The 13,007-nt window shown below is 34.5% G+C and carries 8 protein-coding genes; all 8 read left to right on the top strand.

Translation table 11 applies throughout. The annotated features are described in order from the left end of the window. The first annotated feature begins 51 nt into the window (after positions 1-51). The 8 genes from KQI21_RS05685 to KQI21_RS05650 all read left to right on the top strand — a co-directional run bounded on the left by KQI21_RS05685 (position 52) and on the right by KQI21_RS05650 (position 12,896). Positions 52-894 carry an SAM hydrolase/SAM-dependent halogenase family protein gene (locus KQI21_RS05685; RefSeq protein WP_216483128.1) on the top strand — a complete coding sequence of 281 codons (843 nt, stop codon included), beginning with the start codon at positions 52-54 and terminating at the stop codon, positions 892-894. Positions 895-2,194: 1,300 nt separating this feature from the next. Beyond that, positions 2,195-3,310 (top strand): sensor histidine kinase, encoded by a 1,116-nt coding sequence (locus tag KQI21_RS16495; protein WP_309245508.1) that lies wholly within the window; start codon positions 2,195-2,197, stop codon positions 3,308-3,310. Next, positions 3,288-3,929, top strand: coding sequence for a response regulator transcription factor (locus KQI21_RS05675; protein ID WP_216483127.1), 642 nt, complete (start codon positions 3,288-3,290; stop codon positions 3,927-3,929). Before KQI21_RS16495 ends, KQI21_RS05675 begins: the two co-directional genes overlap by 23 nt. A 1,335-nt stretch (positions 3,930-5,264) precedes the next feature. Further along, positions 5,265-6,197: an ABC transporter ATP-binding protein gene (locus KQI21_RS05670; RefSeq protein ID WP_216483126.1), complete on the top strand. Its 933-nt coding sequence runs from the start codon at positions 5,265-5,267 to the stop codon at positions 6,195-6,197. Between the two features lie 11 nt (positions 6,198-6,208). Next, the gene (locus tag KQI21_RS05665; RefSeq protein WP_216483124.1) at positions 6,209-7,465 is read left to right on the top strand and encodes an ABC transporter permease; all 1,257 of its coding nucleotides are present in this window, start codon (positions 6,209-6,211) and stop codon (positions 7,463-7,465) included. Then, complete coding sequence (locus KQI21_RS05660; protein WP_216483122.1) at positions 7,462-8,574, top strand: ABC transporter permease; 1,113 nt, start codon at positions 7,462-7,464, stop codon at positions 8,572-8,574. The genes KQI21_RS05665 and KQI21_RS05660 overlap by 4 nt, the downstream gene beginning before the upstream one ends. Before the next feature lie 725 nt (positions 8,575-9,299). Further along, positions 9,300-11,504 (top strand): YhgE/Pip domain-containing protein, encoded by a 2,205-nt coding sequence (locus tag KQI21_RS05655; protein WP_216483121.1) that lies wholly within the window; start codon positions 9,300-9,302, stop codon positions 11,502-11,504. Positions 11,505-11,939: 435 nt separating this feature from the next. Then, entirely contained in the window at positions 11,940-12,896 is a 957-nt protein-coding gene (locus tag KQI21_RS05650; RefSeq protein ID WP_216483120.1) for an alpha/beta hydrolase, read from the top strand. The last annotated feature ends 111 nt before the right edge of the window (positions 12,897-13,007 follow it).

Here is a 13,007-nt window from a genome sequence, read left to right as displayed (position 1 = left end):
CACTTTATAACGATTCAAGATTTAAAATAGAAATATAATTTGGAGGTAGAAATGATGAAACATTTAGTGTTGCAAACAGATTTTGGATTAAGTGATGGGGCGGTTAGTGCTATGTATGGTGTTGCCAACTCGGTGAATCCAAACATTCGAATCTTTGACTTAACCCATGATATTTCCCCATATAATATTTGGGAAGCCTCCTATCGGCTGTATCAAACAGTTCCATATTGGCCTGAGAAAACGGTATTCGTATCGGTTGTCGATCCAGGTGTTGGAACAGACAGATTGAGTGTCGTCGTAAAAACGAATGAAAATCAATATATTGTAACACCAAATAATGGAACACTTACTCATGTGAAAGTGCATATTGGAATAAAAGAAGCACGGATAATTGATGAAAAAATAAATCGTTTGCCTCGTTCAGGAGAGTCCCATACATTTCATGGGCGTGATGTTTATGCATATACCGCTGCAAGACTTGCATCTGATGTGATCTCTTATGAAGGAGTAGGACCGAAAGTGAATATGGATCATATCGTTTGTTTAACAAAAAAAACTGCTAGAAATAATCATGGAATAATTAAAGGATGTATTGATATATTAGATGTGCGATTTGGGAATTTGTGGACGAATATTGATCGCAGGTTATTTAGAGAAGCAGGATTCCGCTATGGAGATACATTACAAGTAACTATCGCTCACCATGATAAAGATGTGTACAAAAATAAAATGCTATTTGTACGTTCTTTCGCCCAAACTCATTTAGGAGAACCATTGATGTATGTAAACTCTTTAGATAAATTGGCTGTTGCATTAAATCAAGGGTCATTTTCTAAAGCCTACCATATAGGTACAGGGACAAGCTGGAAAATAACGATTCAAAAAGTTGGTTAAGTTTTTATTTAAAGGTATCTAAGGTACCAGAAGACTCCCGCTTCAAGAGTATAGACAAAGAAGTCTAAATGGGAGAAAACGCACCCCAAATACCCAATTCGTTTGGGTCGATGGGACAAGGAAAGCTACTTGAATTGGCATCACACACAGAAAAAGCGCTCTTCTTTTTCAAGGACAAGAAAAGCTACTTGAATTGACATCGCACGCAGAAAAAGTGCTCTTCTTTTTCCAGGACAAGGAAAGCTACTTGAATTGATATCGCACATAGAAAAAGTGCTCTTCTTTTTCCAGGACAAGGAAAGCTACTTGAATTGACATCGCACGCAGAAAAAGTGCTCTTCTTTTTCCAGGACAAGGAAAGCTACTTGAATTGACATCGCGCGCAGAAAAGCGCTTATCTTTTTCCAGGACAAGGAAAGCTACTTGAATTGACATCGCACGCAGAAAAGCGCTTATCTTTTTCAAGGACAAGAAAAGCTACTTGAATTGACATCGCACGCAGAAAAAGTGCTCTTCTTTTTCAAGGACAAGGAAAGCTACTTGAATTGACATCGCACGCAGAAAAAGTGCTCTTCTTTTTCCAGGACAAGGAAAGCTACTTGAATTGACATCGCACGCAGAAAAGCGCTTATCTTTTTCCAGGACAAGGAAAGCTACTTGAATTGACATCGCACGCAGAAAAGCGCTTATCTTTTTCAAGGACAAGAAAAGCTACTTGAATTGACATCGCACGCAGAAAAAGTGCTCTTCTTTTTCAAGGATAGAGAATCTTCTCCGCGAAGGAAAAGTGATTTCCTTTATAAAGGACAAGAAAGAGTTTCTGTATTAATACACCACTGTTTTTAAGGGCAAGGAAAGCTTCGTCAGTGATACGTCGCAGTTTTTTAAAGACATTCGCGATTTTTAGTCTTTGCTCTATTTTAAGAAGAAAAGCACTACTGAATGAAGTTTCACTTTACCGTAAAAAACACCTTACGTGAATAATACAAATTTCTATTCTCCAATCCATTAATTTTTGATAAGGTATTAATAAGTGTTTCACTTTTTCATGTAGCTTAGAGTAAGACTCACCCTAAGACTAATCGTAAAGCAGGTCCGCTAGATGATTAGTTCTGATCCACAGGACAAGAACAGCTTTTTGAATAGTCGCTTTTTTAAGGTATGTTCAAGGAGAGATTCAGTTATGAATAGTGGAAGTTAAAAAGTAATTTTTTTCTAGGTTGCTTGTAATCTTAGTCGGGATAATTGTCGAGTAAAAGAGGTTAAAGTTATAGCCTTATGCAGGAAGGTAGGAAATGTGGTGGCATTATTTTTTGGAAGAATTAGTCTATTCAGTTGTATATGGAGCTTCGTTATTTTATTTGCCAGCAAATCCACTCCATTTAGTATAAGTTTATTTGCAATTTCTTTTGCTTTGTTTTGTTTACTGTCGCTCGACAAACGGGTCATTTATATTTATATTTCTTTATCTGTCATAGCTGTTTTGCATATGTGGACGGTTGGTACAGATGCTTTCTTCATTAACTTATATTTTTACTTTTTATTAGTTGACGCAACTTTCCGGTTAAATGAACGACAGATAAACGGGTATTTGTATTTTAATCTGTTTATAACAATTTTTTATGCAATCATCAACGAGAAATTTCTAATAGAAGTTATTCTATTAAATATTTTCTTTTATATTTTTGTAATAGCGAGTAATCGTATAACTTCAGAACGAGAAGAACTGCGTGATATGTATGAACAACTTCTGAGGGAGTATAGAAAAAGTAAGCGAATGAACGTTTCAGCTGAACGAGAAGCGAGATTAGAAGAACGAACCAAAATTGCTCGAGATATTCATGATTCAGTTGGACACCGTTTAACAGCTCTTATTATGAAAATGGAGATATTATCCATTCAAAATAAGTATGATGATTATAAGGGATTAAAACAGATGGCGACAGAAGCGTTAGAGGAGACAAGGCAGGCTGTTACGGTATTACAAGAAGAGGAGACAGAAGGAATAGCTTCTGTAGTGCAACTGATTCGAAAATTAGAAGCTGAAAGTCAATTGATGGTGCAATTTACGATCAAGCAAGGTGTACTTTCGATTTCGCTTACAAATCAAAAGAATATTGTATTATATCGGGTTGTTCAGGAAGCTTTAACAAACGCTATGCGACATTCACCATATCGTGAGGTTAACGTAGTTTTAGGTAAGTCAGCAATCGGAGATGTTACGTTCGAAATAAGGAATGCCATCCATCGTGCTGATCAGTTTTATTACGGTTTCGGTTTGACAAACATGAAGAAACGTATCGAAGAAATAAATGGCAATGTAGAGATATATCAAACAAACCAGCAATTCGTTATTGCTGGAACAATTCCTTGTGGAGAAGGAGAAATGAACAATGTACCGAGTACTGGTGGTTGAGGATCAAATCATTGTACGACAAGGTTTAAAAATTATATTGGAGCAAGATGAGCACATTCAAGTTCCGTACGAAGCAGATAATGGTAGAGAAGCGATTGACATTGTACAAAAGCATATCGTTGATTTGGTAATGATGGATGTACGGATGCCGGTAATGAATGGGATTGAGGCAACACGAATAATTAAACGAACCTGGCCATCGATTAAAATTTTAATTTTAACAACGTTTAATGATGATGAATATGCTTTAGCTGCTTTAAAGGAGGGGGCAGATGGTTTTCTGTTAAAAACAACAGAATCATCCAAGCTAATTGAGGCTGTGCATAGCTGTATGCATGGTGGTATGACTATTCACGAAGAAGTAGCTGCTAAAGTGGTGCCAAGATTGTTACAAAGCTCTGAGCGTTCAACACCTGATCTAATCGTTGATTTATCAGAAAGAGAAGTAGCAATTACTAGATTAATAGGGGAAGGTAAAACAAATAAGGAAATAGCACAATCCTTACATTTATCGGTTGGAACAGTAAAGAACCATTTGACACAAATTTTACAAAAGACGAATTTACGAGATCGAACACAGCTTGCAATCTTTGCAGTAAAGCACAATATGACAGTGTAAAGCAAAAGAAATATTCCTTATTGAATTAGCATGGTTAAAGATAGTTAAAGGTTCAGAGAAGAAAGAGTTTATCCCACATCTAACTGGCAGTAAGCCCCCCCACCTCGGGGAGTAAGAGGGATCGAAGAAGTCTAGGTGGGGGATAACGGAAAGTCAAATGTCCGATTGGTTTAACTAACCATGAGTGGGGATGAAAGAAAACCCCCACTCATGGAAGTTTCACTTTATAAGAAAATAAATAGCGACATAATAAATCCAATTTTTTAAGGGAATTACGCTGTCGCTATTTTTTAAGTTTTTTAAAAAATAAACAACTTAAAGTCCCTAAAACACTTAATATAATAAGAATAAAAAGGGGAATACAATAATTGATATATAATATCTCCTACAAACATATCATGACCTTCACTGGTTTCTATACGATATCTTTCAACTATCTATTAAGCAATAATTTACCAGAAATCAACGAAATATAGAAGAAAACTCCTAATAACTAAAAAATCAACATAAATTATGTTCACATCAAACCAAATTTAACGTATTGATTTGAAAATGAATTATACGTAGTTGTAATTTTATTTTTAATATAAACCTCGTCCCAATTAACACTGGTGGGGTAGAGAATAGTCGATTCAACATCTGTGTGTTTGATGGGCCATTTCTAAAGATTAAACCTTAATAGACTTGCTGAGAAGTATAATGATATAGAAACACAATACATATTTAAGATTTTCAGTATTGTGCATGTTTCAAATAAGAAATTTAAAATAAGGTATATAATTTTTATGGTATGGGGGCGACTTAAAAGAACCTCCTAGAATTACCCAAAAAATAGCTCCGTATCAATATAAAAGTGGTACGGAGCTATTTAGTTTGTTTAAAAGTACTAGTAATGTAATGTGGAGCTTTGAATTTTATCCTGTATATAAGGTGCCGTAAGACTCCCACTTTAAGAGCCTGAGTTGGTACAAAAGGGTCTAAGTGGGAGAAAACGGCACCTAAATGCCCGATTTGTTCAGGGAGGTCATACCCTTCTAGGTACCAACATTCAGTAGGAGAAGGAAGAAAACTTCTACTGAATGAAGTTCACTTTATAAAATTACTTTTACATCAGCCTATTTTTATTTTAAAAAGTTTTATTCTGTAGAGAAATAGACATATTTTCAGTTTTACACAGTGCCAGATAAAATTTTTGTAGATATATTTAGTCTTCAATAAATTTCTTTAACTACCATATAAAATGACCTGCGTCATTTTGTTTTTTCATTTTAATGACTTTAGATAGTGTAAAGTTAATCGATTTCCATATAAACTAATCATACAGGAGGAGAAGCTATGCTTGAATTAGTAAACATTTCAAAGAAGTTTAAACAAAATTATGCGGTAAGGAATTTAAATATGTTTATTGAACGGGGAGAGATTGTTGGATTACTTGGACCAAATGGTGCAGGAAAGTCAACAGCAATTTCAATAATGTCATCATTGGTTGAACCAACACAAGGTGACATCTATTTTAACAATCATCGTATTCTTAAGAAACCAAAACCGCTGCGAAAAATAACAGGTATCGTACCACAAGAAATAGCCCTATACATCGATTTAACCGCTGAAGAAAATCTGCAATTTTTTGGGAGGATCTATCAATTAAAGGGGGCAAAATTAAAGGAGCGCGTCAATGATGTCTTACAGATTATTGGTTTAACTGATAGAAGAAAGGAAGTAGTGAAAAAATTTTCAGGTGGAATGAAACGACGTTTAAATATTGGAGTTGCTTTATTACATGAACCGGAATTAATTATTATGGATGAACCAACTGTTGGGATTGATGCTCAATCACGGAATTATATTCTTGAAACAGTTAAACGGTTAAATAAGGAAAAGAATGTCACCGTATTATATACCAGCCACTATATGGAGGAAGTGGAGTATTTATGTGATCGAATTTATATCATGGATAAAGGAAATCTCATTGCTTCCGGGACAAAGGAAGAAATTAGGAGGATTTTATCTGGTGAAAAAACGATTGTTATTAAAGCTAACCGATTAACCGAATTATTTATTAATGAACTAAAAACACATCCGCTCATAAACAGTATTAACGTAGAAGAAAAGCAAATTACAATTATGGTAGCAAAAGAGGTTAATATGTTCGCTGATTTAATTAAATTGGCTGAAAAAGCTTCCTTGGAACTAAGCTCTGTCAATATAAAAACGCCAACACTGGAAGATGTATTCTTACATCTTACTGGTAGAGCTTTACGAGATTAGGGGTGTTTTCCATGATTATGCAGATTATTAAAAAGCAATTTCTTTTGTTATGGAGAAATCCTATGCAACTTTTACTACTCATTGGCTTACCAATTATTCTTATTTTAATTTTAGGCTTTGCGCTAAGCAATTTTATGGATGGAGAGTCTCCTGAAATCCAGGCAAAAATCGCCATTATTGAACATAATTCGGAAATGGAACAATTTGACCAATTTATTCACGAGATGAATAAGGAAACAGGTTTTAATAAAAGAAATATTGCGAGTATGGAGAAGTCATTACCAATTCAAACACTGAAATCCCTCTTTCATTCGAAAAAGTTAGCAAAAATGATCGAGGTTAAAGAGACTTCGGTGAGTAAAAAAGATGAGATATTAAATGATAACACGTATACTGCGGTAATTGAAGTACCAGAGGATTTTACGTACAAGTATCTTTTTCATATTATGTTAAATGATGGAGAAATACCGCAATTACGTGTAATAGGGAATGAACAGCAGCAAATAGGTGTAGACGTTATTCAGAGTATCATAGAAAATTTTCAACAGCAGCTTACTTTAGGAGCTTTTATTAAGAAAAATGGAATTAATGAGCAGGCGTTGGTTATACCGGATTCATTGTTTACTAATACTCGCACAACCATTGATCAGAATAAAGCAGTTACTTCAAAAGATTATTATACAGTAGGAATGGCGGTTATGAATGCTCTATTTATTGCCTCAACAATAGGTACAATAGCGTTTAAGGAAAAGCAAACATTTGTATTTAATCGAATTATTCTAGCCAATATGTCAAGGTGGATATATTTTAGTGGTGTCTTGTTTTCTACGGTAATCTTTGCTTCAATTCAATTGCTAGTCATTTATGGATTTGCTTGGTTCGTCTTTGATGTAACCTGGTCAAATTTATTTGCATTTTTTATTATAACAGTTTCTCTTTCCATTGCTATTAGTGGAATTGCTGTATTATTAACAGCAATTAGTTATCAAATCCGCTCAGAGACGATTACTAATTTTTTCTCTAGTGCTATTGTATCTATTATGGCCTTAATTGGCGGAAGCTTTTTTCCGATCGGGGATAGTTCGGAGTTTGTTCGAGTTATTGGCAATTTTACACCGAATGGAGCAGGTATGTCTGCATATTTAAGTATATTAAGAGGAAATGCTTTAACTGATGTCATTACGCCTATTTTATATCTCTGCTTTTTTGGGGTGACAATGATTATAATCGCCGCTTTAACATTTCCAAAAAGGAGGGAGATGGTATGATTGGCATGTTAATCGCTAGATTTAAACATTTTTTACGTAATCCTTGGACATTTCTCAGTTTTACTGGAATTTCTATCGGTTTTGCTTTAATTACAGGTATAGCTGGGGATGGAAATATGATCCGTGTCCCTATAGTAATCATGGATGAGGAAGTAAATGAAACATCCATAAAATCAACGCTAGAACAAGAAACGGCAATTCAATTTCAAGAAATGAAAAAAGAAGATATGCTCCGTTTTATTAAAGACGGAAAAGCAGAAGTTGGTGTATTACTAACTAATGATTCCTACGAGTTAGTTGTAGGTGTGGAAACTGCTACGGTTACTATGGTGGAAAATACGATGCGTCAAGCATATATTCAACACTTTCAGAAACTGAATATTGCAGATCATGCAGATGTCTCAGGCAAAGCAAAAAAGTCACTCCTTAAGGAAATGGAGAAAGCCCTAAATGAACCCGTATTTTCAATTCGTGCAAGTAATTTTACCAGTGATGACGCTGTAATCTATAATCCGACCTATCAATTTTTATTTGGCTTTAGTTTATTCTTTGTTATTTATACGATTGGCTATAATGTGTTACCAATCCTTATGGAAAAAAGGGAGGGGATTTGGGATCGAATCATCTTATCACCGGTTAAAAAATGGGAAATGTATGCTAGTAATATGATTTACAGTTTTTTTGAAGGCTATTTGCAAGTACTGATCATTTTCTTATTCTTCTATTTGATTTTTGATATTGATTTTAATGGAATGTTTATCGAAGCATTATTACTACTAATTCCTTATGTTTTTACGATTGTTGCATTAGCTATTTTATTAATCTCAATCGTGAAAAATGTACAGCAATTTAATGCACTGATTACAATTGTAGCTGTTAGTATGGCAATGATTGGCGGTGCTTATTGGCCGCTTGAAATTGTTGAAGCGAAAATTTTAATCACCTTATCAAAAATAAATCCGATAACATATGGAATGGAATCATTAAAAGGACTAGTTAATTATGGATATTCATTGGAGCAGCTTTTTTATCCAATTAGTATACTGTTATTAATGGGGGTCGTAATGATTAGTGTCGGAATACACTTAATGGAAAGACGACATATTTAAGGATGTCTAAAGAATAAATGATTGAGACATTGGAAGAAAAGGGCATATTTAAAGCTCTTTTTTTCATACTATAGAAAAGTATAAAGTTTTAGGGTTTAGTATAAGAAAAACTACAGCTTTCGCTAAAGACTTGGCGACAAGCCAAGTTTTTCTAATGTTAAGGTGTAATAGAGAAGGGTTGAGCCGGTGGAATTTTCTCTTTAATAAATGAATATTTTTCCATATAAAAGGGGGAAAAAATCCCGGTAAGAATGACACATCCAATTTCACCGTACTTTAGAGAATGCTAAAGGAGTGCCTGAGTTACATCATCATATCAGTATTTTAAGAATCATATTTATCCCGCATGTAAGGTGCCGTAGACCTCGCTTCAAGAATTATGGAGAATACGAAGAAAGTCAAAGTGGGATAAACGGCACCTAAATGCCCGATTCGCTCAAGGGCCTTTAGGTCATACCCTTCTAGGTACTAACAGTAGGAGATGGAAGAAAACCCCTGCTGAATGAAGTTTCACTTTATTAAACGATTGATGTTTCATTAGGATAATTTTTGGCTATATAACATTTGTTTGGTTGGTGCTCATTATTTGTTTGAAAATTGTGAATTGCCTTACTTTTGTTCTTGACTGGCTTTAATTGCTTAACGTTGTTATAATCCATTATATTAGTTTTTTAAGCAAAAAAATGAACGAGTATTCATTTTTGGCAGAAGGTTGAGTGACATACATGAAAAACATATGGCGAATTTTTTCTACAGATATTAAAAATCTAAGTAAAAACTGGGTTGCTATAATTATCATCGGAGGGTTGATTGTTCTCCCATCTTTTTACGCTTGGTTTAACATTAAGGCAGCCTGGGATCCGTATGGTAAAACCGATCAACTTCCTATTGGCGTAGTTAATGAAGATAAAGGAGCGACCGTTCGTGATCAGGAGATTCATGTTGGAGATGAATTAGTAAAAACATTGAAAGAAAATAAGTCAATGGATTGGAAGTTTACCGATCGGAAAACAGCCTTAGAAGAAGTAGAATATGGTAATTACTTTGCCGTTATCATCATTCCAGAAAATTTTTCAAAAAATTTGGGTACAGTGATCGAGGATAATCCAAAAAAAGCGAACGTTGAGTATTACGTGAATGAAAAAATAAATGCAATTTCACCAAAAATTACGCAAAAAGGTGCTTCCGTCATTGTCGAAAAAATCAGCAGTAATTTTATCTCTACCGTTAACGGGGTTATTTTTGATATATTTAATGATTTAGGTATTGAATTAGAAAAAGACTTACCTGATATACAGCGATTTGAAAACTATGTGTTTCAAATGGAGGAGAACTTACCAGAAATAAATGATCTTTTAAACCAAGCGTTATCAGATGCAAATCGCGCTCAGGATATTATTGACGAAGCACAAGGTCTTATTCCTGATGCAAAAGATGTCACAAATAATGGGTTAACTACAATTGACAATACTACAGCATTTTTAAATAAAGCAGAGAATCGCTTAGAGAAGATGGCACCGAAGATTGATCAGGATTTGCAACAGGTGCAGGAAATTGCTAAGAAGGCTAATTCGTTTATTAAAGATATTCAAAACTTGGATCTTGATTTTGGTAATGGTAAAGAGCTAACGGATCAAATAAATCAAACTATTGATGAGGGAATTAACAAAATAGAGACGGTTCAACAAGCTCTGGAACAATTAAAGAAACAAACAGGGAATGCCCAAGATAAAAATCAGGAAAATAATCATTCCATTGACAGTCAAAAGATAGACCAACAGCAAATCGACCAAGCACTGGAGCAGTTAACGAACATTAAAGAAGAATTATTAAGTGTAAAACAGAAAAATAGTGATGTTGTGGAATTTATCAATAATAAAGAATCAGAAGTGTCAAGGGCAATTGATGACTTACAACAACTATCAGAAAGTACGTCAACAAATATTGATGCATTTTTAAAAGAATATAAAGAAACAATTGAGCCAACGGTGATGAATGAAATTAATCGTGCACAAGCAACACTGTCAAAAGCACGGAATATTTTAGTTGATATCCAAAAAATGATACCAGAAGTTGAAAATATTTTAGGGAATACGGAAAAGAACTTAGGAAAAGGAAAAGATGTCATTAAGCATGCATTAGGTGAATATCCTTATGTTAATAGTAAAATAAATCAATTAGCGGATAAAATTCGCAGCATTAAAGGGGAAGCAGATATTAATGAGATTATAAAACTGCTACAAAATGATCCGGATGCAGAAAGAAGTTTCTTTGAAGAGCCTGTTAAGCTAAATGAAAACAAAATTTTTCCAATTGAAAACTATGGAACCGGAATGACGCCGTTCTATACCGTTTTAGCTATTTGGGTAGGGGGGCTTCTACTAATTTCCCTCTTAGCAACAGATGTGCATGATAAAGTAGATTATACCGGAAGACAAATGTACTTTGGCCGAATGTTTACGTTTATGACAATTGGTATATTACAGACTATAATTGTGACAATCGGCGATCTTGCTATATTGAAGGTAAATGCGGCTCATCCATATTGGTTCCTCGTATTTGGATTATTCATTAGCATCATATTTATGTTAATTATTTATACGATTGTATCTGTTTTTGGTGATGTTGGAAAGGCAGTCGTTATTGTATTTTTAGTACTGCAAATAGCTGCATCTGGTGGAACGTATCCAGTTGTATTATTACCGGAGTTTTTCCAATTTATCAATCCATTTCTTCCGTTTACGTATGCTATTGATTTAATGAGGGAATCCATTGGTGGAATTGTTTGGGAACGAGCGATGAAGGATATTTTCTACCTTTGTTTATTTGGTGGAGCAGCGATTGTGCTTGGTGTGTTTTTAAAACCAATTATTTTCAATCAAATAATCAAGTTAAAGAAAAAATCGGAAGAATCCGGGTTATTTCATTAAGCCAAGTTCTATTTTCTGTAAAACCCTTATTTAAACGGTTTACATTATCGTTTAAATAGGGGTTTTTTATATAAGGAGGGGGATATCAAGCTATTTATTGTTACTTGTCTAAAATGTCATCGTTATAAGTAAACAATCTACAGTTTGCAGAAACAAATTGACCTAAATTATAAAGATAAGCTTTTTCTATAGTATAAAGTAAAGGTTTGACTTTTTTAATTTAAAGATGTTAAAAGCTGTATGTCAATAGTATATAATTGTCAACAAGTACCAGTGGAATGCTAGTTTCATACAAGCCTTTTTACCTATATAATAAAGAGACAAGGTTAGAAAAACTTGGCTTGTCGCCAAATCTTTAGCGAAAGCTGTAGTTTTTCTTATACTATAAACCATAAAGTTTTACTTTTCTATAGTGTAAAAAAGGTGGGAAATCGGTTGAAGAAAAAATGGTTTCGAATAGGAATAGGTTTCATTGTGACCCTATTACTAATTGATATAATTGTTAGTTTTTATTTTTATCATTTAGCTATTGCCCGTAATGAAAAAGATTTCCTTCAAGGGAATGATGATCTTGAAGTTTCTGCCGAAGCACTGGATGAAATGCTTAAAGGCAATTGGCGTGATTGGGTGCGAAAGCAGAATTTTACTCGATGGGAAATAATGTCTTTTGATGGTCTGCAATTACAAGGTTATTATTTAAAGGCAAAAGAGGAAACCAACAAAACGGTTATTTTTGCGCATGGATACTTGGGAAGAGCTACGGATATGGGCATGTTTGGGCAATATTATTATGAAAATTTAGGCTATAATGTGTTTACGGCTGACTTAAGAGGACATGGCGAAAGTGAAGGAGATTATATTGGATTTGGCTGGCATGATCGTAAGGATTATGTCGATTGGATTAATAAAGTTATTAAAGAGCAGGGCGAGAATACTGAAATTGTTTTACACGGTGTTTCAATGGGAGCAGCAACGGTTTTAATGACAAGTGGTGAGAAGCTTCCTGATAATGTAAAAGCGATTGTAGCAGATAGTCCCTACACTAGTGTATACGATATGTTCGGCTATCAGATGGAGCGAATGTTTCACTTGCCTGCGTTTCCTCTTTTACCAAGTACCAGCATTGTTTCTAAAATTCGTGCGGGGTATGGTTTGCAGGAAGCATCGGCCGTTAAACAAGTGGAAAAAGCAAAGGTGCCTATATTGTATATTCATGGTAATGCCGATACATTTGTGCCAACACGAATGAGTAAGGAATTATATGAACATACGAACAGTCCGAAAGAAATCGTTACTTTTGACGGAGCAGGTCATGGCGAAGCTTTTGTAACGCATAAAGACGAGTATATCAAACGGTTAAATCACTTTTTAAATCAATATATATCACAATAAAGTGAAACCTCGGCTTTTACCTCATCTTTACTTAAAAAAACAAAGCGCAACTGCTTAGGTTTGTGACGTACAAATTGGAGAACTTCTAACAAGATAGAGAAAATAGCTTTT

This window comes from Virgibacillus proomii (genome assembly GCF_018916875.1).
Taxonomy (GTDB): Bacteria; Bacillota; Bacilli; order Bacillales; family Amphibacillaceae; genus Virgibacillus; species Virgibacillus proomii_B.
The sequence above is the reverse complement of the archived record's forward strand: the minus strand, read 5'-3'. Positions and strand labels throughout refer to the sequence as shown.

Excerpts from the sequence above, each read along its gene's own strand:
- KQI21_RS05685 (WP_216483128.1), top strand. The coding sequence starts at position 52 with ATGATGAAACATTTAGTGTTGCAAACAGATTTTGGATTAAGTGATGGG.
- KQI21_RS05675 (WP_216483127.1), top strand. The coding sequence starts at position 3,288 with ATGTACCGAGTACTGGTGGTTGAGGATCAAATCATTGTACGACAAGGT.
- KQI21_RS05670 (WP_216483126.1), top strand. The coding sequence starts at position 5,265 with ATGCTTGAATTAGTAAACATTTCAAAGAAGTTTAAACAAAATTATGCG.
- KQI21_RS05665 (WP_216483124.1), top strand. The coding sequence starts at position 6,209 with ATGATTATGCAGATTATTAAAAAGCAATTTCTTTTGTTATGGAGAAAT.
- KQI21_RS05660 (WP_216483122.1), top strand. The coding sequence starts at position 7,462 with ATGATTGGCATGTTAATCGCTAGATTTAAACATTTTTTACGTAATCCT.
- KQI21_RS05655 (WP_216483121.1), top strand. The coding sequence starts at position 9,300 with ATGAAAAACATATGGCGAATTTTTTCTACAGATATTAAAAATCTAAGT.